This window comes from Streptomyces sp. NPDC056479, from assembly GCF_042795335.1.
GTDB lineage: Bacteria > Actinomycetota > Actinomycetes > Streptomycetales > Streptomycetaceae > Streptomyces.
Genome location: NZ_JBHTRZ010000003.1, coordinates 611,217 through 635,390 on the forward strand (window position 1 = coordinate 611,217; position 24,174 = coordinate 635,390).

Consider the following 24,174-nt stretch of genomic DNA (forward strand, 5'->3'; position numbering starts at 1 on the left):
GACAAGCGCCGTGTTCAAATGTCATGACAGACCGTCGCGCCCCCACAACCACACCCAGTTGTACGCACGCGAGCCCCGTCTGTCTCACCCGTACCGCCGCCTAGGCGGTCGTGGACTCCTCGGCGGGCAGGCTGTCCATGAAGGAGCTCACGGAGAACACCGCGCGGCCGGGGCCGGGCTGACCGTAGCCGGGGGGCGAGGACAGGCCGAAGTCCTCCATCGTCTGGCGATAGGCCTGGAGCAGCCGGATGTGGTACTCCAGCGGCGCGCCCTGCGGATTGGCCTTGCCGAGCGGGGTCGTCGGCTCGGGGCACCAGGTGGTGAAGCGGGGCGTGATGCCGTGGGACATGAAGAAGCGCAGGCCCTCGGTGGTGGACGCGATGGCCTCGTCGACGGTGTTGAAACCGAAGGGCTGCGCCATCTCCACGCCGGCCACGAAGTTGGGGATGACATTGCGGGCGCCGAAGATCTCGGCCGAGTCGAGGATGCGCTTGTGCCACTCGTCGCGGCCGACGTAGCGCTCCTTGCCGGGGCAGTACATCTTGAACAGGTACTCGTCCCACACCTCGTAGTTGGGGTGGTAGATCTGCACGCCGTAGTCCTTGAAGCGCTGGACGTCGTCCTTGGGCAGCGCCTGGGCGACGACCTTGCCGATCCAGCGGCCCGGGAAGTGCTCCTCGATGGCCTTGGCGTACATGCCGTAGAAGTCGGCCTCGTCGCGGCCCTGCAGCTTGGAAGTGATGGCTCCGCCGGTGAGCGTGTACGCGGTCGACGCCTTGGCGGTGTCGTACCGGTTGATGATCTCCAGCGCCTCCAGGACCTCGTCGACGTCCTTAACACCGGTGTACGGCCGCCCGGCCGCCTTGTGCTGGCGCCAGTTGTGGTTGATGTCGCAGTACTGGCACTCCTCCTTGGCGCCGAAGTACTGGCAGACCCGGAAGACCGTGAGGTAGATCAGGTAGCCCCACTGGATGGTGGGGGCGACCTCCATCACCGACTTCCCGTTGGCGAGGGTGTGCCGGTAGTACTCCGGCATGGGCGGTACGCCGACGTCGGAGATCCGCTTGCCGTCGAGGTAGAGCCCGAGCACGCCGTCCTCGTCGGCCGCGACCCGATACGGCGACGACGGGTTCACGCGCACCGAGACGACGGTGCGGCGCAGGTCGTACGGGCCGCCGGTGAGGATGATCTCCTCCGGCGGGCGGCGCAGCGCGGCCTCGCCCAGCTCGGGCAGCGTGCCGTGGTCGAAGGAGAAGATGAAGTACGACTTCGGCTTGACCTCGCCGTTCTCGTTGTCGCTGAGGGCGGACGGGTCGAAGGCCACCCCGCCACGGAGCAGATCCTCCTTGAAGACGGCTTCCCGCGGAACGTGCGGGAATCGCTCCATCAGGTCCTCGACCAGTGCGGTGCGGCTGCCCATCCGTAATCTCCTCCCGGCTCAGGCGTACGACTCCTCACGGTATGCCCCCGCCCGGCCGTCCGCGGCGCCGGGTCCCCCTCGGGGCGGGTCGCGGCCGCGCGGCCTGCCCAGGGGCTGGAGGCAAGGGTCCGGTCTTCCGCCCGGCGGCGGTGGGCGGGCGGCCCTGAGCCTCCCGTCCCCGCGCCTCAGGCAAAGTGACGGAGATGACTTGGGAAAGCGGTCTCCACCGTGGGCAGCCGCGGATGAGAGGGTCAGCGCACAGGCACTCACCTGGAAGGACGGCGAGGATGACCGACACGATCACCAACTGGGCGGGCAACATCACCTACACCGCCAAGGAACTGCACCGGCCGTACTCGGTCGACGCGATCAGCGCCCTGGTGGCGGGCAGCGCGAAGGTGCGGGTGCTGGGCAGCGGGCATTCCTTCAACCGGATCGCCGAGCCCGGCCCCGACGGCGTCCTGCTGTCGATCGCCGACCTGCCGCCGGTGATCGACGTGGACCGCGCGGCCCGTACGGTACGGGTCGCGGGCGGCGTGCGGTATGCCGAACTCGCCCGCACGGTGTACGCGCACGGCCTCGCGCTGCCCAACATGGCGTCCCTGCCGCACATCTCGGTGGCCGGCTCGGTCGCCACCGGCACCCATGGGTCGGGGATCGGCAACGGCTCGCTGGCCACGTCCGTGCGGGAGGTGGAGCTCGTCACGGCGGACGGTTCGGTGGTGACCGTCGGCCGGGACGACCGGCGGTTCGGCGGCGCCGTCACCTCACTGGGCGCCCTCGGCGTCGTCACCGCGCTCACCCTCGACCTGGAGCCGTCCTTCGACGTCGAGCAGCACGTCTTCACCGAACTCCCGCTGGACGGGCTGGACTCGGCGTCGTTCGAGACGGTGATGTCGTCGGCGTACAGCGTGAGTCTGTTCACCGACTGGCGCGAGCCGGGCTTCCGGCAGGTGTGGCTCAAGCGGCGCACCGACCAGGCGCTGCCCGACTTCCCCTGGGCCGCGCCCGCCACCGAGAAGCTGCACCCGGTGCCGGGGATGCCCGCGGTCAACTGCACCGAACAGTTCGGGGTGCCGGGGCCGTGGCACGAGCGACTGCCGCACTTCCGTGCGGAGTTCACGCCGAGCAGCGGGGCCGAGCTCCAGTCGGAGTATCTGCTGCCGCGCGAGCACGCCGTGGCGGCGCTGCGTGCGATCGACGGGATCCGGGGCACGCTCGCTCCTGTGCTCCAGACCTGCGAGGTGCGTCTGGTCGCGGCCGACGGGCAGTGGCTCAGCCCCGCCCACGGACGGGACACCGTGGCCCTGCACTTCACCTGGATCGAGGACACCGCCGCCGTGCTCCCGGCGGTGCGGCGGCTGGAGGAGGCGCTGGACGCCTTCGCGCCGCGGCCGCACTGGGGCAAGGTGTTCGCGCTGCCGGCCCAGGTCGTGCGCGGGCGGTATCCGAGGCTGGCCGACTTCCGGGCGCTGGCGCGGGAGCTGGACCCGGCCGGGAAGTTCGCCAACGCGTTTGTGCGCGATATCCTCGACGACTGATACTCGCCAGTACCCCCACACCGGGCGCTTCCAGCGGAAAGACTTTCTACAGCCCCTTTCCTAACCCCTTGTAGAAAGTCCGCGCACGCCATAGCCTTGCGCCGCGCCGGTGCCTACGACGACCCGGCCTGGACTGTGAAGGGACGGGGGCACCTCCGGTGAAGCGCACCTCACGTGACATCCGCACCGCGAACCGCTACGAGGTGCTGCGCCAGATCATCGCCTCGTCACCCACCTCCCGGCAGGAACTGGCGGCCTCCACCGGTCTGTCCCTCGCCACGGTCGCCACGCTCGTGGGCGAGCTGCTCGACCTCCGGATGATCACGGAAGTCGGGTTCGAGGACTCGGCCGGCGGCCGCCCGCGCGGGCTCGTGGCCGTCAACGCCTCCGGGGGCGCGCTGATCGGCGTCGACATCGCGGAGACGTACGTCCGGGTCGAGCTCTTCGATCTCGCGCTGAACGTCCTGGCCCGCGCCGACGAGGACATGCGCCCCGGCGAGAGCCGCCCCGAGCAGGTCGTCGGCCATGTAGCCGCCGCCGTCGGCTCGGTGGTCGCGCAGGCCGGCGTGGAGGGCGCGCGGGTGCTCGGCGTGGGCGTGAGCGTGCCGGGTCAGGTGGACCGGGACACCGGTGTCTCCGAGTACGCGCCCAACTGGGACTGGCACGACGTGCCGCTGCTCGATCTGCTCGCCGAGCATGTCGCCTACCCGCTCTACATGGACAACCCGCTGCGCGCCAGCGCGGTGGCCGAGCTGTGGTTCGGTGCCGCGCGCGGTCGCGGGGACGCCGTGGTGGTCAACCTCGGCACCGGTGTGGGCGCCGGGCTCGTGCTCGGCGGCGGGCTGCACCGGGGCGTGAGCAACAGCGCCGGCGAGTGGGGCCATACGACGCTCGTGCTGGACGGTCGGCTGTGCCACTGCGGCAACCACGGCTGCGTCGAGACGTATGTCGGCGCGCCCGGGATCATGGTGAACCTGCGCGAGCTGGCCGCCGACAGCCCCCTGCTGCACCCGGAGGACCAGACGGCGACGATCGACGCGCTGGCCCGCGGGGTCGCGGCGCACGATCCGGTGGCGCTGAAGGTGGTCCGGGACACCGCCCGTTACCTGGGCGCCGGGATCGCCGATCTGGTGAACCTCTTCAACCCCGAAGTCGTCGTGCTGAGCAGCTGGGTCGCCGCGACCCTCGGCGAACCGCTGCTGCACGAGGTGCGCGAGGCCGTGGCCCGGCACGCGCTCAGGCGGCCGCTCGCCGCCACCCGGATCGTCCTCTCCCCCATCCCCACCGACCCGGTCTGCCTGGGCGCGGCGACGTTCGCGCTGGAGGGCGCACTGCAGTCCGTGGGGCAGAGGACCGCAGCAAAACGCACCACCCCCGCAAGGAGCCGTACCGCACCGCCTTCATGACGACGGAAGGGATGCACGTGACTCTGCCCCGCACGAACCCCCACCCCCACCCCCGCAGATCGGTCCTGCTGACGGCCGCGGCCGCGCTGGCCGTCGCGGGCCCCCTCATATCCGCCCCGGCCGCGGGCGCCGCCGGCACCCCGGCGGCCGAGGTCTCGCCGCACGCCGCCCAGGCCATCGACAACATCGGGGCCTCCGGCGCCTGGTGGGTCAACGACCTGAAGAACTTCGACCCCAAGATCCAGGCCCGGGTCGCCAAGCTGCTGTTCTCCTCCGGCGGCCTGGACCTGAGCGCCTACCGCTACAACATCGGCGGTGGCGGCACCGACGTGACCTACGCCCCGCGCGCCCCCGAGGACTTCCTGGGCGCCGACGGCACATACGACTGGAGCAAGGACAAGGCGGGCCGTGCGTTCCTGTACGCCGCCGCCGAGTACGGCGTCGAGGACCTGATCGCCTTCGTCAACAGCGCGCCCGCCCGGTGGAAGACCAACGGCAAGAGCTGTGGCGGCTACCTGAAGGCGGAGAACGAGCAGGACTTCGCGAAGTACGTCGCGGACGTCACCGGTCACTTCGCCAAGCAGGGCGTGAAGATCGACTACATCAGCCCGTTCAACGAGCCGACGAACAGCTTCGACTCCTGCGGCCAGGAGGGCATGCTCGTCGACGTGCCGCAGCGCGACGACATCGTGCGGACGCTGGGCGCCGAACTGCAGGCCCGCAAGCAGAAGACCGGCATCATCGCCGACGAGTCGACCAGCACGGTGAAGTTCAACGACGAGGTCCCGCGCTGGATCAACGAGCCGGGCACCGCCCAGTACGTCGACAAGCTGGCCCATCACACCTACGACAACCCGTCCGACGCCAACCGCGCGAAGGTGTACGAGACGTCGAAGTCGGTCGGCAAGACGTCCTGGTCCACCGAGATCTGCTGCTTCGGCAAGGGCGGCACCGGCTGGGCGCAGGAGTACGACCCGACCATCGACGGCGGTCTGAGCCTGTCGCGGATCATCTACAAGGACTTCGCGACCGCGCACGACTCGGCGTTCCACTGGTGGGTCGCCCTGTCGGAGATGATCGGCTCCGACCCGCTCGCCAAGAACGACCAGGGCTGGAACGACGGCCTGATCTACTACGACCCGAACTACGCCGCCAACGGCAACCAGACGCTGTACTTCACCAAGCGGTACTACGCGCTCGGCCAGTACAGCAAGTTCGTGAAGCCGGGCTCGGTCATGCACGACGTGACGGGGCTGCCGGAGGGCGTAGAGGCCTCGGCGTACGACCGGAACGGCAAATGGGTGGTCGTGGTCAACAACCACAACACCACCGACACCGACCTGAACCTGCACTTCAACAGCAGGTCGCCGATGCGGGCGGCCAAGGCGGTCCGCACCTCGGCCGACGAGAACTGGGCGAACGTCGCGAGGCCCTCGGTGAAGGGCGGCACGGTGTCCGCGGCGCTGCCGGCCCGCTCCATCACGACGTACGTCCTCGACCAGAAGCCGTTCGGCGGCACCTCGGCGGTGACCGGTGCCTGGCAGGGCGAGCAGTCCGGCAAGTGCCTGACCGCGGACGCCTCGGGTGCGGTGATCGGCACCTGCACGGGCGGGGCCGAGCAGTCGTGGTCGTACGACCGGCGGGGTGCGCTGAAGGGCGCCGACGGCTATCTGACCGTGGGGAGTTCGGGACTGGCGGCGGCCGCCGACTTCACCGGTGACGCCGGGCAGCGGTGGCTGCTGAACTCCAACGGGCAGATCGTCAGCGAGGCTTCGGGCAAGTGCCTCGACGTCGGCGGGCAGGCGACCGCCGACGGCAGCAAGGTGGGCGTCCACACCTGCAACGGCGGCACCAACCAGGCCTGGTTCCGGGAGTAACTCCCCTCTCCCGCAAGGGGGTTGCGGGCCACTGGTGCGTCGGCTCGCAACCCCCTCACGTCCGGTATCCCGAACGTTGCGCAACGCTTCGTGCAGACTTCGTCCAACCCCTTGCCGAAGCCTTAGTCGAAGGTTAACGTCCCGCACCACACCCCCATTTGAGCCATCTGGCGCTGAGCCGCATCAGCCATGGCGCATCGCCGCAGCCGTACTCGAGACAAGGACGTCACCATGTCGGCACTGAGCAACAGCAACTGGGACCGCCGAACCGTTCTGCGAGCCGCGATGGGCCTGGCCGCGGCCGGCGGGCTCGCCGCGTGCGGCGGCAACAACGGCCGTGGCGGCGGCTCCGGTTCGGGCGTCGATCTGAACCAGTACTTCCACGCGTACGGCGAGGCGGGTGTCGAGCAGGCGGTCAAGAAGTACGCGAAGGCCTACGACAAGGCCGGCGTGACCACCCAGTGGATCACCGGCAGCAACTTCGAGCAGAAGCTCTTCGCCGCGCTGCTGACCAAGAACGCGCCGGACGTCTTCGAGTTCCACCCGCAGATCCAGCTCATCAAGAGCGGTCAGGTGGCCGACCTGACCGACATCATCGACCCGGTCAAGGACGACTTCAACCAGGCCGACATCACCTCGCACACGGTCGACGGCAAGATATACGGCGTCCGGATGATCGACGACCCGCAGTTCTTCTTCTACCGGCCATCACTCTTCGAGAAGGCGAAGGTCGAGGTGCCGACCACGCTGGAAGAGCTGATCGAGGCCGCCGACAAGCTCACCACCAGCAAGGTCAAGGGCGCCTTCCTCGGCAGCGACCTGACCCCCGTCCAGCACAACCTGATCTGGTCGGCCGGCGCCGAGACCCTCACCGCGGACAACAAGCCCGCGTTCAACACCGACGCCGTCGCGGACGGCCTGGGGCAGCTGCGCTCTCTGTTCACCAGCGGCAACCTGCTACTCGGCGCCCCGACCGAGTGGTGGGACCCCTCGGCCTTCACCCAGGGCCTGACGGCGATCCAGTGGTGCGGCATGTGGGCCATGCCGGCCATGCAGCAGGCCCTCGGCGACGACATCGGCGTCTTCCCCTTCCCGAAGGTCGGTTCGGCCGGCAAGGAATCGGTCTACAACGGCGGCTGGTCGATGTTCGTCAACGCCAAGGGCAAGAACGTCGACGCGGCCAAGGAATACGTGAAGTGGCTGTGGATCGACCAGAAGAAGTACCAGGAGGACTTCGCCACCTCCTACGGCTTCCACATCCCGCCGCGCACCTCCCTCGCCGAGTCCGCGACCAAGCTGAAGTCCGGTCTGCCGGCCGAGGGCGTGAAGCTGTTCAACGAGTTCGGCCACTTCGACAACATCGGCTGGACCCAGGCCATGATCGCCGCGTTGAACGACGTGATGGCGAACTCCGTCCGCAAGGACGACGACCCGAAGGCCCAGCTCGACGCGTGTGAGAAGAAGGTCGACGCCGAGCTCAAGAAGCTCTTCGGATAGACCACCGGACGGATCTCGACATGTCGACCACCACCGAACAAGGGGTCGCCTCCCCCGCCCCGGCCAAGGTCTCCAAGGACCGGCCGCGGCGGGGCCTCAGGGCGAGCAGCACCCTCAACTTCTGGCTCTTCACCGGTCCGTTCCTGATCGGCCTGGTGATCTTCGTCTTCGTGCCCATCGGCTGGAGCATCTGGCTCAGCTTCTTCGAGGCACGCTTCACCGTCACGCCGAGCGAGTTCGTCGGCCTCGACAACTACCGGCAGATCCTGACCGACACGGACTTCCTGAACTCCCTGGTCACCTTCACCGTGTTCGCGGCGTTCATCGTGCCCGCCACCTGGGCCATGTCGCTGGGCCTGGCGCTGCTGGTCAACCGGCTGCGGTTCATGCGGGCGTTCTTCCGGTCGGTGTTCTTCCTGCCGACCGCGGTCAGCTATGTCGCGGCCGCGCTGATCTGGAAGATGTCGCTCTTCAACGGCGTCCGCTTCGGCCTGGCGAACACCGTCCTCAGCTGGTTCGGCATCGACAACATCGCCTGGCTCGCGGTTCCCGACCCACCCTGGTACTGGCTGGTCATCGTGACCGTACGCCTGTGGCTCCAGTCGGGTTTCTACATGATCCTGTTCCTGGCGGCGCTGCAGAACATCCCACGGGAGCTGTACGAGGCGGCCGCCATCGACGGCGCCAAGCCGGGCTGGCAGACCTTCCGGTACATCACGCTGCCGCAGCTGCGGGCGACCTCGACCGCGGTGATCCTGCTGCTGCTCATCGCCGCCTACCAGGCGTTCGACGAGTTCTTCAACCTGCTCTCCAAGGCCACCTGGGGCCAGCCGCCGCTGGTCGAGCTGTACAAGATGGCCCTGGGAGAGAACCAGAACTACGGCGTGGGCAGCGCGGGCGCGGTCGTCCTGACCCTGCTGATCTGCGTCGTCACGCTGTTCCAGGGCAAGATCATGGGCTTCGGAAGGGGTGAGGAGTCCAAGTGACCACCACGGCACCCGACCTCGGGAAGGCGACGAAGCCGGCCAAGGCCAGGCGCGGCGGCGGCGTCATCGGCAACACCGGCCTGTACATCGCGGCCGGCCTCGCGGCGCTCCTCTTCCTGATCCCCTTCTATCTGATCGTCCGCAACGCGCTGATGACGGACCCGGAGATCACGGGCGAGAACTGGAAATGGTTCCCCACGGACATCCAGTGGGGCAACATCACCGAGCCGTTCGACGACGTCACCGTCGACTTCGCCCGGTCCCTGTGGAACTCCGTGGTCGTGGCCGTCCTGCACACCACGGGCATCCTGCTGATCTGCTCGATGGCCGGCTACGGCCTGGCCCGTATCCCGTACAGGCACGCCAACAAGGTCTTCTACGCCGTCCTGGTGACCCTGATGGTTCCCACGGCGGTCACCTTCGTGCCGAGCTTCGTCCTCGTGTCGTCCCTCGGCTGGGTGGACAGTTACCGGGGTCTCATCATTCCGGGCCTCTTCAGTGGTTTCACCTGCTTCCTGTTCCGGCAGTACTTCCTGGGGTTCCCCAAGGAGCTGGAGGAGGCGGCACGCGTGGACGGGCTCGGCTACTGGGGTGCGTACTGGCGTGTCGTCGTACCGAACTCGCTGAACTTCTTCGCGGCGATCGCCACGATCACGTTCATCAACGGCTGGAACGCCTTCCTGTGGCCGCTGGTCATCGGCCAGGACCCCAGCGCCTGGACGGTCCAGGTCGCGCTCTCGTCGTACATGACGAACCAGACCGTCAACTACCACCTGATCTTCATGGCCACGGCCATTTCCATCCTGCCCCTGGTGTTCGTGTTCCTCTTCCTTCAGCGCTGGCTGGTACAGGGGATCGCACAGACCGGCATCAAGGGCTGAGCAAGGAGACCGATGTCTTTCCGCACCACCCGCTCCGTCGCATACGTCGAGGACGTCTCGCCCGGCACCGGGGCCCTCCCGCCCCGCGCCTGGTACGCCACCTCGGACGCGAAGTCCCTGTCGCTGAACGGTGACTGGCGCTTCCGTCTGTCGGCGACCGCCGATGCCGAGGACGACTCCTTCGCCGCGCAGGGGTACGACGCCGGGGACTGGGCCGAGGTCACGGTCCCCGGCCACTGGGTCCTCCAGGGCGACGGCGCGTTCGGCTCACCCATCTACACCAACCATCTCTACCCCTTCCCGGTGGACCCGCCGCATGTCCCGACGGAGAACCCGACCGGCGACCACCTGCGGGTCTTCGACCTGCCGGACGACTGGCCCGCCCTGGACGACGGCGCCGTGGTGCTGCGCTTCGACGGCGTGGAGTCCTGTGCCCGTATCTGGCTGAACGGCACGGAACTCGGTGAGTTCAAGGGCTCGCGTCTGCCGCACGAGTTCGCGGTCGGGGAGCTGCTGAAGCCGTCCGGCAATGTGCTCGCCGTGCGGGTGCACCAGTGGTCGGCGGGCTCCTACCTGGAGGACCAGGACCAGTGGTGGCTGCCCGGCATCTTCCGTGATGTCACCCTGCTGCACCGCCCGGCGGGCGGCGCGGGCGACTTCTTCGTGCACGCCTCCTACGACCACGACACGGGCGAGGGCACCCTGCGCGTCGACTCCGACGTCGACGGGCGGGTGTCCGTGCCCGCCCTCGACATCGATGTCGCGACCGGCGAGCCGGTCACGGTCACGGTCGAGCCGTGGTCGGCGGAGACGCCGAGGCTGTACGACGGCGAGCTGATCACCGCGGGTGAGCGCGTGCCGCTGCGCATCGGCTTCCGTACGGTCGTCCTGGAGGACGGCCTGATCAAGGTCAACGGCAGGGCGATCCTGTTCAAGGGCGTCAACCGGCACGAGTGGCACCCCGAGAAGGGCCGCGCCCTCGATCTGGAGACCATGCGCGAGGACGTGCTGCTGATGAAGCGGCACAACCTCAACGCGGTGCGCACCTCGCACTACCCGCCGCACCCCGCCTTCCTGGACCTGTGCGACGAGTACGGCCTGTGGGTCATCGACGAGTGCGACCTGGAGACCCACGGGTTCACCGAGCAGGGCTGGCGCGACAACCCCGTCGACGACGACCGCTGGACACCGGCCCTGCTGGACCGCGCGGCCCGCATGGTCGAACGCGACAAGAACCACCCGTCGATCGTCTTCTGGTCGCTCGGCAACGAAGCCGGCACCGGTCGCGGGCTGACCGCGATGGCCGAGTGGATCCACGGCCGGGATTCCTCGCGGCTCGTGCACTACGAGGGCGACTGGAACTGCCGCGACACCGACGTGTACTCGCGGATGTACGCCTCCCACGCCGAGGTCGAACGGATCGGGCAGGGCTTGGACGGCGGTCCCGGCAAGCGGCGCGAACTGCCCTTCATCCAGTGCGAGTACGGGCACGCGATGGGCAACGGACCCGGCGGACTCGCCGACTACCAGCGGCTGTTCGGGGCCCACGACCGGATCCAGGGCGGCTTCATCTGGGAGTGGATCGACCACGGCGTCAAGCACCCCGAGCTGGGCTTCGCCTACGGCGGCGACTTCGGCGAGGAACTGCACGACGGCAACTTCGTCTGCGACGGGCTGATCTTCCCGGACCGGCGGCCCTCCCCCGGGCTCGTCGAGTACAAGAAGGTCATCGAACCGGTCCGCATCGAGGGCGCGGACGGCACGGTGCGGGTGACCAACGCGTACGACTTCGCCGACCTCTCGCACCTGGAGTTCGAGTTCTCGTACCAGGTGGACGGAATGCCCACGGGCGCACACACGCTCACCGTGCCGCCGCTCGCGCCGGGTGAGTCGGCGGAGGTCAAGCTGCCGGCACCCGCCCCCGACGGCAACGGCGACGAGGTCCAGTGGACGGTCCGCGCGCTGCTCGCCGAGGACACCCTGTGGGCGGACAAGCGCCACGAGGTGGCCTGGGCGCAGCGGACCGTCGCACCGCGCGCGCCCCTCGCACCGGCCACCGGCGCCGCGCCCTCGGCCGAAGGCGACCGGATCCTGCTCGGCCCGGCCGTCTTCGACGCCCGCACGGGCGCCCTGCGGTCGCTCGGCGGGGTGGACATCACCGGTCTGCGCCTGGACGTGTGGCGCGCCCCCACCGACAACGACGAGGGCGCGTCCTGGCAGGACGACACCCGGTACGGCGTGCTGTGGCGGAAGCTGGGCCTGCACCGTATGCGGCACCGGCTGGACGGCGTGGAGACGGATGCGGACGCGCTGACGGTACGCACCCGGGTGGCGCCCGCCGCCCGTGAGGTGGGCCTGCGCACGGACTACCGCTGGACGTCCGACGGCACCCGGCTGCGCCTGACCGTCTCGGTCGTCCCCGAGGGCGACTGGAAGGTGCCGCTGCCCCGGCTCGGCGTACGGTTCGGGCTGCCTGCGGACTCCGTCGGGTTCGCGTCCTGGTTCGGCAGTGGCGGCGAGGCGTACCCGGACACCAAGGCCGCGGCGCAGCTCCTGCTGTGGGACGCGAGCATCGACGAACTCCAGACGCCGTACGTCCGCCCGCAGGAGAACGGTGCCCGGTCCGACGTCCGCTGGGCGCAGCTCGGCGGCCTGCGGATCGACGGCGACCCGGAGTTCTGGTTCAGCGCGCGGCCCTGGACCAGCGAGCAGCTGGACGCGGCGCGGCATCTGACCGACCTCACGCCGGGCGACACGGTCTGGGTCAACCTCGACCACGGCCAGCACGGCATCGGCTCGCAGTCGTGCGGGCCGGGTCCGCTGCCGCAGTACTTCCTCAAGGCCGAGCCTGCCAGGTTCTCGTTCGTGTTCTCGACCGCCGAGTCCACCGAGTGAGACACCTCGGTGAGAATGCTGTAAATCGATTGACCGATTGATCGACTTTCCGGGACCGTCGGAAGGTCACCAGCGGCCGGTCGGCAGCCATGCCGACCGGCCGCGACTTGCGTTCACGGCAAGGGAGTTGATGCCACTTGATTGGCAATATCGAGGTTCGCGGTCTGTCCCGAACCTTCCACACCACCGTCCGCCGCCCCGGCTTCGCCGGCGCGCTGCGCTCTCTCGTCAACCCGGAGAAGGTCGCCAAACACGCCGTCTGCGACGTGACCTTCTCCGTCGCCCCCGGCGAACTCCTCGCCCTGCTGGGCCCGAACGGCGCCGGCAAGTCCACCACCATCAAGATGCTCACCGGCATCCTCACGCCCACCGCCGGCGAGGCCCGGGTCGCGGGCGTGGTGCCGTACGAGGAGCGTGAGCGCAACGCCCGCAACATCGGCACGGTGTTCGGGCAGCGCACCCAGCTGTGGTGGGACCTGCCGGTGCGCGAGTCGTTCGCGATCCTGCGGGACATCTACGAGGTGCCGAAGGCCGAACACGCGGCGCGACTGGCGGAGTTCGACGACATCCTCGACCTCTCCTCCTTCTGGGACACCCGCGTCCGTCATCTCTCCCTCGGCCAGCGGGTGCGCTCCGACCTGGCCGCCGCCCTGCTGCACGACCCGCCGGTGGTCTTCCTCGACGAGCCGACCATCGGCATGGACGTGGTGGTGAAGGAACAGGTGCGGGAGTTCCTGCGGCACCAGGTCGAGGAGCGCGGCCGTACGGTCCTGCTCACCACCCATGACATGACGGAGGTCGAGCGGCTCGCCGAGCGGGTGGTGCTGATCAACCACGGGCGGCTCGTCCTGGACGGCACGCTCGACGAGATCCGCCGCAAGTTCGGCTCGACCTGGCAGGTGCGGGTGACGCTGGCCGACCCGCACACCGAGGTCGGCCCGCTGCCGGGCATCGCGCTGCTGCGCCGCGAAGGCCCGGAGGCCGTGTTCGGACCGGACGGCCCCGACGCCCCGACCGTGCACCAGGCGCTGAAGCAGGTCATCGAGCGGTACGAGGTGACCGACCTCGCGCTCCACGAGGCGGACCTGGAGGACGTGATGCGGGCCGCGTACGTCCATGCCGGGCCCGCCGCGGAGGGAGCCTGATGGCCTCCGTCCTGCACGGCTGGCGGGCGGCCCGTGTCACCCCGCTCGGCGAGTTGCACACACCGCCCCGGATGACGGCCGTCCTGCTGCGACTGACCGTCCAGGTGGTCCTGGTGGCGTCGCTGTGGCGCGGCCTGTACGCCCACACCGGTACGACCGCCGGACTGACCCGCGACCAGGCGGTCACGTACGCCGTCCTGGCCGTACTGGCCTCCCGGCTGCGCGAGTTGGACCAGTACGCGGGCCGGGACACGGTCATCCAGCACATGCACTTCGGCACGATCGTCTACTGGTACCTGCGCCCGCTGCCGCCCCAGCGGTACTACGCCGTGCGCGCGCTGGGAGAGCAGCTGTACGGCCTCGCGTGGGCGCTGTTCGGATATGTGATCTGCCTGGCCGCGGGGGTGGTCGAGCCGCCCCGGTCCGCCGTGGTGGCAGGGGTGTTCGCGCTGAGCATGCTGCTGGGCCAATGGGTCCTGTACTACGTCATGCTTCTCCTGGACCAGATGTGCTTCTTCACCATCCGCAACAACTCCGCGATGCTGATCCTGATCTTCGCGCAGAACCTGCTGTCCGGGGTGTACGCGCCGCTGTGGTTCTTCCCGGACTGGTTCATCACGGTGAGCGGCTTCCTTCCCTTCCAGGCGACGCTGAGCGTGCCGCTGTCGATCTACGTCGGCCGGATCGAAGTGTCCGACGCGGGGGCGCAGTTGGCCGTCCAGGCGGCCTGGGTGGTGGTGCTGGCGCTGTGCACCCGGTGGGTGTGGCGGCGGGCGGCGCGGCGCGTGATCTCGCAGGGAGGCTGAGATGTCGTCGAAGACCGTGAAATCCCTGCGCATCGTGTGGCGCATCTCGCTGCTCAACATCCGTGCCGCGATGGAGTACCGCACCGAGTTCCTGCTGAACATCGCGATCGGCGCGATCTGGCAGATGTCGGTGATCGTGTTCGCGACGGTGCTGCTGGCCCGGTTCACGGGGATGGGCGGCTGGGACAGCTCGGACGTACTGCTGATCCCGGCGATCCGGATGCTCGCCCATGGTCTGTTCGTGCTGTTCCTGGGCCGCATGCACTTCATCGGCCGGCAGGTCCAGGAAGGGCGGATCGACATCTATCTGCTGCGCCCGATGCCGGTGCACCGCCAGGTCCAGCTCGACTACTTCCCCACCAACGCGATCGGCGACCTGACGGTCGCGGCGGGCCTGATGGCGGGCGCGCTCGGCCGCAGCACGCTGGACTGGTCGGCGGACCGTGTCCTGTATCTGATCGCCGCGATCATCGGCGGCATGCTCCTGGAGGCGGCCCTGTTCACGGCCGTGGCCGCCGCGTGCCTGCGCTACCCGGCCGCCGACCACTGGGGCCGCTGGCTGGAGGAACTCCTCGGCACCTTCGGCAGCTACCCCCTGAACGTCCTTCCGAAGGCGGTGGGCGGCTTCCTCACCTTCGCCCTCCCGCTCGCGTTCGTCGCGTACTTCCCGGCGGCGGTCCTCACGGGCCACGACACCGCCGTTCCGTACTGGCTGGCAGCGTCGTCGCCGCTGCTGGGGCTGGTGGCGTATCTGGGGGCGCGGGGGCTGTGGCGGTGGGCGCTCGGGCACTACACGGGGGTGAACGGATGACGGAGCCGGCCGGCAGCCCGAGGGGTGCCGGCCGGTGGGGTGTCTACGGGCAGCTGATGCGCGCGTCCCCCGTGTCCGTCGTGCAGATGTCCAGGCCCAGGCCGCCGTTGGCGGTGTCGTTGGCGGGGACGTTGTCGACGGTGTCGAGGCGGTCGTTGCCGGAGTTGCCGAGCAGGGTGTCGTTGCCCGGTCCGCCGGTGAGGGTGTCGTTGTTCAGGCCGCCGTCGGCGCGGTCGTTGCCGAAGTCGCCGTACACCGTGTCGGTGCCGGAGCCGGCGTTGATCGTGTCGTCGCCGCCGAGGCCGCACATGACGTCGGTGCCGCTGGTGCCGGTCATGGTGTCGTTGCCGCTGGTGCCGATGCGGGTGCAGCCGCGGGAGTTGTTGACCGTGGTGGGAGCCGTGGCCGTGTTGTTGGCGGTGTCCGGGTCGGACTGGGCCGCGCTCACGGTGGCCCGGTCGGTGAGGGTTCCCGTGGCCCTGGGTTCGACGACGACCGTCACGGTGGTGCGGGCGCCGGCGGCGAGGGTGCCGAGGGCGCAGGTCGCGCCGGTGGCGGAGGTGGTGCAGGTGCCCTGGGCCGGGGTGGCCGAGATGACGGTGGCGGCGGGTCCGGTGACCGTGTCGGTGAGGGTGACTCCGGTCGCCGAGGTGGTGGTGCTGTTGTTGGCGACCGTCACGGTGAAGGTGGCACGATCGCCGATGCCGACCGCGCCGGTGCCGGTCTTGGTGACCGACAGGTCGACTCCGGCGGGCGGCGGAGGCGGGGTGCCGACGCCGCCGAGGTAACGGGCCATGAGGCGTCGGCCGTTGATGTCGTTGCCGAAGGCGATGACCTTGCCGTCGGGCTGGAGGGCAAGGGCTTTCGCCCCCTCACTGGAGCCGAAGTCGGTCGTGGTGCGGCCGCCCGTGCCGAAGCCGGTGTCGAGCGTGCCGTCGGCGTTGAAGCGGGCGAGCAGGAAGTCGCCGGGCGACCCGCTGCCGGCCGCGACGATCCGGTCGTCGGGCTGGACCACGAGGTCGCTCACCCGGGCTGTGCCGCCGAAGTCCGTGGTCGCGACTCCGCCGGTGCCGAAGGTGGTGTCGCGGCTGCCGTCGACGTTGTAGCGCACGAGGGCGAAGCGGTCCGCGCTCTGTCCGCCGACGATGATCCTGCCGGTCGACTGCACGGCCACGCTCTCGGCCCAGTTGTATCCGCCGAGGTCCGTGGTGACCTTGCCGTCGCCGCTGAAGGTGGTGTCCGGGCTGCCGTCGGGGTTGTAGCGCGCCACGGCGAAGTCGAAGGCGGTCTCGCCCGCGTAGCCGGCCATGACGATCTTCCCGTCGGGCTGCAGCGCCAGGTCGTGCGCGACCGCGCCGCCCGACTCGGAGAACGAGGTCAGGGTCACACCGTCACCGCCGCCGAAGGCGCCGTCCGGGCTTCCGTCGGGCAGGTATCGGACGACCGCGAACCAGCCGCCGGCGAAGGCTCCGGCGACGATCTTCCCGTCGGGCTGCACCGCGACTCCGGCCGCGTCCTCGGCCCCGCCGGCCAGACCGGGGCTGACCCAGCCGTCACCGCCGCCGAACGACGTGTCGACGCTGCCGTCGGAGTTGTAGCGGGCCACCGTGAACCAGCAGCAGCCCGCGAACTCGTCGTCGGTCTCCTGGTGCCGGCCGACCACGACGATCTTCCCGTCGGGCTGGACCGCCACCCCCTGGGCCACGTCGTCGCCGCTCTCGAAGTCGGTCAGCACCTCACCGTCGCCCCCGCCGAAGGAGGTGTCGAGGCTGCCGTCAGGGTTGTGCCGCGTCAGGACGAAGTCGGCAGCGGCCGGGCCCTGCTCCCACCCGACCGAAACGATCTTTCCGTCGGGCTGGACGGCCACGTCCTCGCCCTCGGCGTAGGTGGCGGTGGGGATGCTGACCCGGCCCCCGGTGCCGAACGTGGTGTCCAGGTCACCGGGTGCGGCGAACGCACCGTGCGGTACGGCGACGACGAACGCCAGCGCCATGGCCAGCAAGGCCAGGGCACGTGAGGCTCCCCGTAGGGAATCAATGATGGACATGGCGCCAGCGTCCGGATGCGGAGACGGCGCCGATCGACGGCTGGCCAGCGAATCGGCTTACTGGACCGCAGAGTTCCACCCTGCGGGGTAACCGTTCCGACGATATGAAACGCGAGGCCGGCCGGTCAGGTCCGGTGACCCGAGTGTCGTATCGGCGTGAAGAGCGCGCAGACCGCGATCAGTACGCAGCACGCTCCCGCCAGCAGGGCGACCGGGGCGGTGCCGTGGTGTTCCGCGGCCCAGGTGAGGACGGCCGCTCCGATCGGGGCCGCGGAGTACTGCAAGGTCCAGAAGGCGGAGGTGACCCGGCCGAGGAGCGGTTCCGGAGTGACCTCCTGGCGCAGCGACATGGAGCAGGTGCCGGCCATGCCGACGCAGGCCAGGAAGGCGGCGGCCAGGGCCGCGACGACGGGGACGTCCCGCGCCCAGCCGAGCCCGGCGAAGGAGAGCCCGCACACCGCGACCGCGCCGGTCCAGGTCGGCCCGAAGCCGAGACGCCTGCGGACCCCGGCCACCAGCAGGGCGCCGGCGATCGTGCCGAGCGCGCCGATCGCCATGACGGTGCCGACCGTGCCGTCGTCGTGGCCGAGGTCGTGCTTGAGGTGGTAGATGACGAGGTCGTTCAGGCCGAGGGTGAGGAAGCTGAAGACGAACAGCAGGGCCGTCAGGGCGCGCAGCACCGGGTGACCGCGGAGAAAGTCGATGCCGGTGCGCAGATCCCGCCACAGTCCCGACCGCTCGGTGGACTTCCCCTGCCGTCCGCGCACCCGTACGAAGGCCAGGCAGGCGGCGGAGACACCGAAGCTCGCCGCGTCCACACCGATGGCCGTGGCCGGGCCGGACCAGGCGGCGACCAGTCCGGCGCACAGCGGCCCGAGCACGCCGGCCGCGGCGGCGGTGGCGTTCAGCCGGCCGTTGGCCTCGGTGAGCCGCTCGGTACCGACCAGACCGCGCACCACGGTGACGTACCCGACGGCGAAGAGCATGCCGACGGCCTCGCACAGCGGCAGGACGACGTACAGCAGCCAGATCTGCGGCCCGAACAGCCAGACCAGCGGGACGAGTCCGTACAGGACCAGGCGCACGAGATCGCAGACGATGAGCAGTCTGCGCCGGTCGACACGGTCCACGACGGCCCCGGCGAAGACCGCGGCGACGACCGCCGCCGCCCCGCCGACCGCCGTGAGCAGCCCCATGCGGGCGAGCGAGCCGGTCGCCTGGAGCACCAGCAGGGGCAGGGCGATCAGCGCGAAGGAGTCACCGAGGACGGAGAGGGTCTGCGCGACCCAGAAGGTCCCGAAGTCCCGTTGCCGCCACAGGGGTCGTTCGGGGTGGTCCGTCGGGGGCGCGGGAGGGATGGGTGGGTCGTCGGCTTCCCTCGCGCGTTCTGCCTCGTACGTCATCCGCCCCCCGTCGATTCGAAGCCCCGTACATGAATCGAACGGCAACCCTACGGGGGGCGGCGGCCACCGAGGAACAGCGCCCTCAGTGGTCAGCGCAGCACGGCGTGGGATCCGGTACCTCGAACGGCACGAGCGTCCCGCCCACCGCCGGCATGGTGGTCAGGACGAGTTCGCTGTCCTGCCAGGTCGGGCGCATGTGATCGCCCGTCATCAGCAGGGCGTCCGGGGCCGGTTGCCCGGGAGTGCCCAGGACCGTCACCCGGTCGATGGCCGAGCGGGACAGCACCTCGGCGATCGTCAGTGTGCCGGTCAGTGCCGTGACGCCCGGGTAGAGGACCGCCCGGCCCACCGCGTCCGGCGCCCCTGGTGACACCTCGTGTCCCCCGGCCGCGAGCCGCTCCTGGGCGGTACGCAGGAGCGACTCGGACGGGAGGGTGAGGGACAGCGCCACGCGTGGGCGCTCTCCCCGCACCAGGTGGGTACAGCCGAACGTGCCCTCGGGGAGGGTGAGTTCGGCCGCCAGGGCGTGGAGCAGGTGGTCGGCACTGCGGAGGTCCCTGACACCCGCGTCCACAGTCAGAACGTACGGTGTCACGAGGGCAGGACCCACACCGGGTTGGAGTAGAACCACAGGTCGCGCCACGGGTCGGCGTCGCCGACGACGTCGATGGCGGGGCCGGCCGGGTCGACCGCGGCGCCCATCGGGCCGACCGCGTTGCGGTTTCCGTCGGTGCCGCGCACGCGGACGTACACGGGGCGGTCGACCTTGCCGAGGTCGTAGGTGAGGCGGACCGTGCCGGACAACTTGTTCACCTCGTAGGACTTGACCACCTTGGCCGTCGGTGCGGTGAAGGTGTCCTTGTCCGCGACCGGGCCGGTCACATCGCCCTGGATGACGTCGACGCGGGCCAGCTTCGGCACGAACCCGGCCCAGTTGGCGCCGCCGGCCATCGCCACGTCGACCGTCAGCGTGACGTTGGTGCCCTTGCGGACGTGCAGCGCGCCGCCGAGCGTGGCCCAGCGGTGGCCGCCGCTCACGCGGACGTCGAGGGCGCTGAGCAGCTGGCCGTGGTCGACCCAGATGCGGCCGGCGCGGATGCCCTCCATGACGGCGGCGTAGGAGAAACCGTCGGAGCCGACGTGGGTACGGCTGTACTGGCCGGGCCAGTAGTCGCCCTGGGCGATGTCGATCTGGCCGCCGTAGACCGGGTCGTCGTAGCGGCCGTTGGCGTCGAAGTTGCCGCCGCCGCGCGCGGCGGTGTCGGCGTAGACCTGGTGGGAGTCGGAGTTGGCGGTGATCCACCACGGCTTGCCCTCGGCGAGGAGGCTGTCCCACAGACCGCCGACGGTCGCCGTCATCCAGTCGAAGCCGCCCCAGGTGCGGTAGCTCTCCAGCGGGTAGCCGGCGAAGGAGTTGGCGCTGGGGTTGTTGTCGTAGATGCCGCGGGCGCGGCCGGGGCCCATGGGCGCGGGCAGGCCGGCGGCCTGGTGGCCGGGGGCGCCCTCGAAGCCGATGGCGATCTGCCGCTTGGGGCTCGCGTCGCGCCAGCCGCGGATCTCGTGCGGGGAGTCGACACCGCGCCGCGCCGGGTGGTTGGCGAGCATCAGCGCGTCCTTGACCTTGCGCCGCTCGACCTGCTCGGCGAGGAAGTTCAGGCCGGCGACGGCGAGGGCCTCGTTGGCGGGCGTCGAGTCGGAGGCACCCTTGACGCTGCCGTCGTAGTCGGTCTCGAACTGCTTGAGGACGGAGACCTCGTTGCTGCCGGGGTGCACGAAGACGGTGCCGTGCTCGGCGCCCGGGATGTTCCACTCCAGGCCCTGGAAGACGAGGGTGTCCTCGTAGGCCGCCCGGGCCGCCTTGATGTCCGGGTTGACCTTGTCGACGCCGATCTTGGCGTGGGTCGTGCTGCCGTGGTCGGTGATGACCAGCCAGTCCATGCCGTGCCTGGCGCCCTGGCGGACCTGGTCGACGACGCGGTACTTGCCGTCGCTGCTGTACTGGGTGTGGATGTGGTGGTCACCGGACAGCCACAGGAAGCCGTTCGACCGGCGGCCGCCGGAGGCCGGGGCGGAGGAGGCGGCGGACGCGGGCGTCGCGGCGGCGGCCGCGGCCGGGGCGACGACGCTCGCGGCGGCCAGACCCGCGCCCAGCAGGCCCGCCCGGCGCAGCAGCGTGCGGCGCGACTGCTGCTCGGGGGACAGCGCCTCGTCGGGCACGGCGGGGTCGAAGGCGGCGGGCAGCGCGGCGGCCGCGTCGTGCGAGTGGTCGTGGTCGTGTCCGTGGTGATGGTGATGGCCGTGCGTGTGCCCGTGTCCCATGAACGCCTCCTGGGATGCCGCTGGCTCCCAGCGGCTGCCTTCTACGGCGCTGTTGCGCCGCCTGTGGAGGATCAAGGCGAAACATGAACATTGAACAAGCGACGTGTGGCCGCCGGGTGCCACCGACACGGCGGAACGCCCCGTCTCTCACAGTTTCCCCAACGACCCTTGTACGTCGGCCTGGTTGACACCGAACCTGAGCAGCGCTCACCTTTCAACGTTCATCTTCTTCGTCACCGACCGGAGACGCCCCCACCATGAGAAGACTGATCGGCACGCTCGCAGCGGCCGCGCTCGCCCTGACCGGCCTCACCGCCACCGCGGCCACGCCCGCGACGGCCGCCACCTCCGGCTCCTTCAACGTCCTGACGTACAACATCGCGGGCCTCCCCCTCGGCCTCGGCGACAGCGATCCCGAGACCAACACCCCGCTCATCGGACAGCGGCTGGCCCCCTACGACATCGCCAACGTCCAGGAGGACTTCAACTACCACGCCTCGCTGTACGCCAACGACACCCACCCCTACCGCACGGCGACCAGCGGTGGAGCGGCCTTCGGCGACGGCCTCAACACCCTCTCGGACCACCCCTTCGAGGACTTCGAGCGGGTGCGGTGGAACGACTGCACCGGCACCAACTGCCTGACACCGAAAGGCTTCACGCTGTCCCGGGTGCGGCTCGCCGAGGGCGTGTTCGTGGACCTCTACAACGTCCACACCAACGCCGACTCCGACGACGCGGCGCTCGCCGCCCGGCGCGCCAACGTCGAGCAGCTGTCGGACTTCATCCAGGCCAACTCGTCCGGCAACGCGGTGATCGTCATGGGCGACACCAACACCCGCTACACCCGCACCGGCGACAACATCCGCACGCTGGTCGACGAGAACGGCCTCACGGACGCCTGGGTGCGGCTGGTCAAGGGCGGCACGCCCCCGGCGGCGGGCAGTGACGCCCTGCTGTGCGACGCGACGGCCCCGGCCGACGACTGCGAGGTCGTGGACAAGGTCCTGTACCGGGGCAGCGAGCTGCTGAGCCTGAACGCCACCCGCTACAACAACGACTGGGCGAAGTTCCTGCGCGAGGACGGCGAGCACCTCTCCGACCACTTCCCGCACACGGTCGACTTCTCCTACACCCTCAACTCGTCGCTGAAGGCGAGCGACTTCTTCGGCGGCCCGCACGGCACGGCCTTCAATGACGCCGACAACCTCCCGGCCACCCCGTCGCCCCGCACCCTGACCCTGCGCGGCGGCTCCCGCCTGGACGCGGTGTCCCTGGCCCACGACGGCGGTACGGCCCTCACCCACGGCGGCACGGGCGGCACGACGACCTCCCTGACCCTCGCCTCCGGCGAGCACCTCACCACCGCAAAGCTGACGCAGGGCCAGAAGGACGGGCGTACGCGGATCTTCTCGGCGGCCTTCACCACGGACAGGGGCCGCACGCTGTCCGCCGGTACGGCGACGTCGGACACGAAGACCTTCACGGCACCGTCCGGGTGGCAGATCGTCGGGTTCACCGGGCGCTCCGGCGACGAGATCGACAAGCTGGGGGTGCTGTACGCGCCGATCGGCTGACGGTGCGAAACTCCCCTGGTGACACCGGAGCCGCAGGGACCGTACAACCGCAGGGTTCGCCTGGTCGTCGAGGTCCGCGACGACCAGGACGAACTGGAGCTGGCGAGCGGGGTGTTCGACGCTCAGGGATGGGGAGTACGACCCGCGCGGGACGGCGACTCGGTCACCGTCGACGACGGGTACGCCGGACTGATCGTCGAGATCCCCGTCCATGGTTCCCGTTGGACGGCGAGGGCGACGGCCGTCGAGCAGCTCACCACGCTCGCCAAGCGGCGCAAGCTCGACCTGTGGGTGCGCGAGAGCAAGCTGATCCCGCCCAAGTCCGGTGAGACGCAGACGATCTACCACGTGCACCGCAAGGTGCCGGACGACGCGGGACCCGTCCTGCGGTGGCTGGCCGAGCACTGGGCGGCCGTCGGCGGCCTGGACGTACGCCACACGCTCCAGCTGCGCGGCGAGTACTCCGACGAGCAACGCGAACGGGCGCTCGCGGAGTTGGGGGCACGCAACATCGGCGGCCCGCCGTTCGACCCCGACGCGCACGACATACGCCGGGCGATCGGGCCCCGGCCCGAGGCAGGGTCCACGCAGTGGCGTCGAGATGCCGGCCGGGCAGCGGTGATCGGTGCCATCGTGCTGGTCTGCGTCGCGAGCGGCAGCGCCCTCGGGGCGTTCGGCTCCGCGTGGCGCTTCACCGCGCTGCTCGTCCCCGCGGCCATCTCGTGGCCGACGGGCGTGTGGATGACCTCGAACGCACCCCGTCCGAAGCTCGTCCGGCTGGGCTGCGGCCTGATCCTGACCGGCAGCGGGACGTTCGCCGGGTGGATGTGGGGGCGCTCCGAGGACACGGGGCTGTCCGGGCTGCTCGCCGGGCTGGGTATGACCCTCGGCCTCGGACTCACGGCTTTCGGGCTGTGGTACGCGCTGAGCGCGTCCTGGTTCAGCCGCAACGTGCAGTGGTTCCTGCCCGTCCTCGCCGCGCCGCTGCCGTTCGTCATGCCGTGGGTCGGGGCGTTCCTGCACGCCGTCTATCTGGAGGACATGTTCGGGATCCCGGCCGACGCGGTGCATGTCGGCTTCTACTGGCAGTACCTCGTGGCCTTCCGCCCCCTGGCCGTGGCCGTGCTGTTCGTCCTGGGGCTCATCGCGGTGGCCGGCTGGGCCCGGCACTTCAATGTGCAGGCTCCCGTGAGCGGATTCTTCCGCCTCTCGCTGGTTCTGACGGGGCTGATCGCCGTCCTGACCGTGGTGCAGATCGCGCTCGACGACGTGGAGAAGGCCGCCGATCGCGCGATGGAGGCGGCCGGCGCGGGCCACCGGCCGCCCGGCTACTTCGGCCTGCGGGCCGAACTCGTCTGCGTCCGGCCCCTGGGCGACGGGACACCCGTGGTCAACGGACCGGTCCCGACCGGCCACCCGGTCCTGTCCTTCCAGCCGAGCGGCGACACGGTCTGGCTCTGGGACCCCTCTCCGTCCCGGGGCGACGACACCGAGCGCCACGCCCTGCGGGTGCGGGCCGAGGACGTGGAGCTGGTGGTGGCCGACGGCCGACGCTGCTGACGC

The 24,174-nt window shown here is 70.1% G+C and carries 17 protein-coding genes; 12 read left to right on the top strand and 5 right to left on the bottom strand.

Going from position 1 to position 24,174, the window contains the following annotated elements; translation table 11 throughout:
- Positions 1 to 100: 100 nt before the first annotated feature.
- On the bottom strand, positions 101 to 1,420 hold the full coding sequence (locus tag ACFQ6S_RS14250; RefSeq protein WP_383407951.1) for a radical SAM protein: 1,320 nt from the start codon (positions 1,418 to 1,420) through the stop codon (positions 101 to 103).
- Positions 1,421 to 1,707: 287 nt separating this feature from the next.
- On the opposite strand from ACFQ6S_RS14250, the gene ACFQ6S_RS14255 reads away from it, so the two are divergent.
- The 10 genes from ACFQ6S_RS14255 to ACFQ6S_RS14300 all read left to right on the top strand — a co-directional run bounded on the left by ACFQ6S_RS14255 (position 1,708) and on the right by ACFQ6S_RS14300 (position 15,265).
- The gene (locus ACFQ6S_RS14255) at positions 1,708 to 2,961 is read left to right on the top strand and encodes an FAD-binding protein (RefSeq protein ID WP_383407954.1); all 1,254 of its coding nucleotides are present in this window, start codon (positions 1,708 to 1,710) and stop codon (positions 2,959 to 2,961) included.
- A 158-nt stretch (positions 2,962 to 3,119) separates the two neighbouring features.
- Positions 3,120 to 4,367, top strand: coding sequence for an ROK family protein (locus ACFQ6S_RS14260; RefSeq protein WP_383407956.1), 1,248 nt, complete (start codon positions 3,120 to 3,122; stop codon positions 4,365 to 4,367).
- 11 nt (positions 4,368 to 4,378) lie between these two features.
- Complete coding sequence (locus ACFQ6S_RS14265) at positions 4,379 to 6,244, top strand: glycoside hydrolase (RefSeq protein ID WP_383407957.1); 1,866 nt, start codon at positions 4,379 to 4,381, stop codon at positions 6,242 to 6,244.
- Positions 6,245 to 6,475: 231 nt separating this feature from the next.
- On the top strand, positions 6,476 to 7,741 hold the full coding sequence (locus tag ACFQ6S_RS14270; protein ID WP_383407958.1) for an ABC transporter substrate-binding protein: 1,266 nt from the start codon (positions 6,476 to 6,478) through the stop codon (positions 7,739 to 7,741).
- A gap of 20 nt (positions 7,742 to 7,761) precedes the next feature.
- Positions 7,762 to 8,727: a carbohydrate ABC transporter permease gene (locus ACFQ6S_RS14275; RefSeq protein WP_383407961.1), complete on the top strand. Its 966-nt coding sequence runs from the start codon at positions 7,762 to 7,764 to the stop codon at positions 8,725 to 8,727.
- Positions 8,724 to 9,608, top strand: coding sequence for a carbohydrate ABC transporter permease (locus tag ACFQ6S_RS14280; RefSeq protein WP_383407964.1), 885 nt, complete (start codon positions 8,724 to 8,726; stop codon positions 9,606 to 9,608). Before ACFQ6S_RS14275 ends, ACFQ6S_RS14280 begins: the two co-directional genes overlap by 4 nt.
- Before the next feature lie 12 nt (positions 9,609 to 9,620).
- On the top strand, positions 9,621 to 12,503 hold the full coding sequence (locus ACFQ6S_RS14285) for a glycoside hydrolase family 2 TIM barrel-domain containing protein (RefSeq protein WP_383407967.1): 2,883 nt from the start codon (positions 9,621 to 9,623) through the stop codon (positions 12,501 to 12,503).
- 137 nt (positions 12,504 to 12,640) lie between these two features.
- Complete coding sequence (locus ACFQ6S_RS14290; RefSeq protein WP_383407970.1) at positions 12,641 to 13,648, top strand: ATP-binding cassette domain-containing protein; 1,008 nt, start codon at positions 12,641 to 12,643, stop codon at positions 13,646 to 13,648.
- Positions 13,648 to 14,454: an ABC-2 family transporter protein gene (locus ACFQ6S_RS14295; RefSeq protein WP_383407973.1), complete on the top strand. Its 807-nt coding sequence runs from the start codon at positions 13,648 to 13,650 to the stop codon at positions 14,452 to 14,454. The genes ACFQ6S_RS14290 and ACFQ6S_RS14295 overlap by 1 nt, the downstream gene beginning before the upstream one ends.
- Before the next feature lies 1 nt (position 14,455).
- Entirely contained in the window at positions 14,456 to 15,265 is an 810-nt protein-coding gene (locus tag ACFQ6S_RS14300) for an ABC transporter permease (RefSeq protein ID WP_383407976.1), read from the top strand.
- Between the two features lie 43 nt (positions 15,266 to 15,308).
- Here ACFQ6S_RS14300 and ACFQ6S_RS14305 read toward each other — a convergent pair whose 3' ends face one another.
- From ACFQ6S_RS14305 to ACFQ6S_RS14320, 4 genes are all read right to left on the bottom strand, one after another.
- A complete protein-coding gene (locus ACFQ6S_RS14305; protein WP_383407979.1) occupies positions 15,309 to 17,312 on the bottom strand; it encodes a calcium-binding protein in 2,004 nt (667 codons plus the stop codon).
- Positions 17,313 to 17,437: 125 nt separating this feature from the next.
- Positions 17,438 to 18,715 (bottom strand): MFS transporter, encoded by a 1,278-nt coding sequence (locus tag ACFQ6S_RS14310; RefSeq protein WP_383407982.1) that lies wholly within the window; start codon positions 18,713 to 18,715, stop codon positions 17,438 to 17,440.
- A gap of 82 nt (positions 18,716 to 18,797) precedes the next feature.
- Complete coding sequence (locus ACFQ6S_RS14315; protein ID WP_383407985.1) at positions 18,798 to 19,289, bottom strand: hypothetical protein; 492 nt, start codon at positions 19,287 to 19,289, stop codon at positions 18,798 to 18,800.
- Between the two features lie 17 nt (positions 19,290 to 19,306).
- A complete protein-coding gene (locus ACFQ6S_RS14320) occupies positions 19,307 to 21,034 on the bottom strand; it encodes a PHP domain-containing protein (RefSeq protein ID WP_383407988.1) in 1,728 nt (575 codons plus the stop codon).
- Between the two features lie 257 nt (positions 21,035 to 21,291).
- Between ACFQ6S_RS14320 and ACFQ6S_RS14325 the strand changes: the two genes are divergently transcribed.
- On the top strand, positions 21,292 to 22,611 hold the full coding sequence (locus ACFQ6S_RS14325) for a jacalin-like lectin (RefSeq protein ID WP_383407991.1): 1,320 nt from the start codon (positions 21,292 to 21,294) through the stop codon (positions 22,609 to 22,611).
- An 18-nt stretch (positions 22,612 to 22,629) separates the two neighbouring features.
- On the top strand, positions 22,630 to 24,171 hold the full coding sequence (locus ACFQ6S_RS14330; protein ID WP_383407994.1) for a hypothetical protein: 1,542 nt from the start codon (positions 22,630 to 22,632) through the stop codon (positions 24,169 to 24,171).
- Positions 24,172 to 24,174 lie beyond the last annotated feature (3 nt).

What these genes read in the sequence shown, in the direction of transcription:
- ACFQ6S_RS14270 (WP_383407958.1), top strand. Translation starts at nt 6,476, where the DNA reads ATGTCGGCACTGAGCAACAGCAACTGGGACCGCCGAACCGTTCTGCGA.
- ACFQ6S_RS14325 (WP_383407991.1), top strand. Translation starts at nt 21,292, where the DNA reads ATGAGAAGACTGATCGGCACGCTCGCAGCGGCCGCGCTCGCCCTGACC.
- ACFQ6S_RS14285 (WP_383407967.1), top strand. Translation starts at nt 9,621, where the DNA reads ATGTCTTTCCGCACCACCCGCTCCGTCGCATACGTCGAGGACGTCTCG.
- ACFQ6S_RS14320 (WP_383407988.1), bottom strand. Translation starts at nt 21,034, where the DNA reads ATGGGACACGGGCACACGCACGGCCATCACCATCACCACGGACACGAC.
- ACFQ6S_RS14310 (WP_383407982.1), bottom strand. Translation starts at nt 18,715, where the DNA reads ATGACGTACGAGGCAGAACGCGCGAGGGAAGCCGACGACCCACCCATC.
- ACFQ6S_RS14305 (WP_383407979.1), bottom strand. Translation starts at nt 17,312, where the DNA reads ATGTCCATCATTGATTCCCTACGGGGAGCCTCACGTGCCCTGGCCTTG.
- ACFQ6S_RS14265 (WP_383407957.1), top strand. Translation starts at nt 4,379, where the DNA reads ATGCACGTGACTCTGCCCCGCACGAACCCCCACCCCCACCCCCGCAGA.
- ACFQ6S_RS14275 (WP_383407961.1), top strand. Translation starts at nt 7,762, where the DNA reads ATGTCGACCACCACCGAACAAGGGGTCGCCTCCCCCGCCCCGGCCAAG.
- ACFQ6S_RS14255 (WP_383407954.1), top strand. Translation starts at nt 1,708, where the DNA reads ATGACCGACACGATCACCAACTGGGCGGGCAACATCACCTACACCGCC.
- ACFQ6S_RS14295 (WP_383407973.1), top strand. Translation starts at nt 13,648, where the DNA reads ATGGCCTCCGTCCTGCACGGCTGGCGGGCGGCCCGTGTCACCCCGCTC.
- ACFQ6S_RS14300 (WP_383407976.1), top strand. Translation starts at nt 14,456, where the DNA reads ATGTCGTCGAAGACCGTGAAATCCCTGCGCATCGTGTGGCGCATCTCG.
- ACFQ6S_RS14250 (WP_383407951.1), bottom strand. Translation starts at nt 1,420, where the DNA reads ATGGGCAGCCGCACCGCACTGGTCGAGGACCTGATGGAGCGATTCCCG.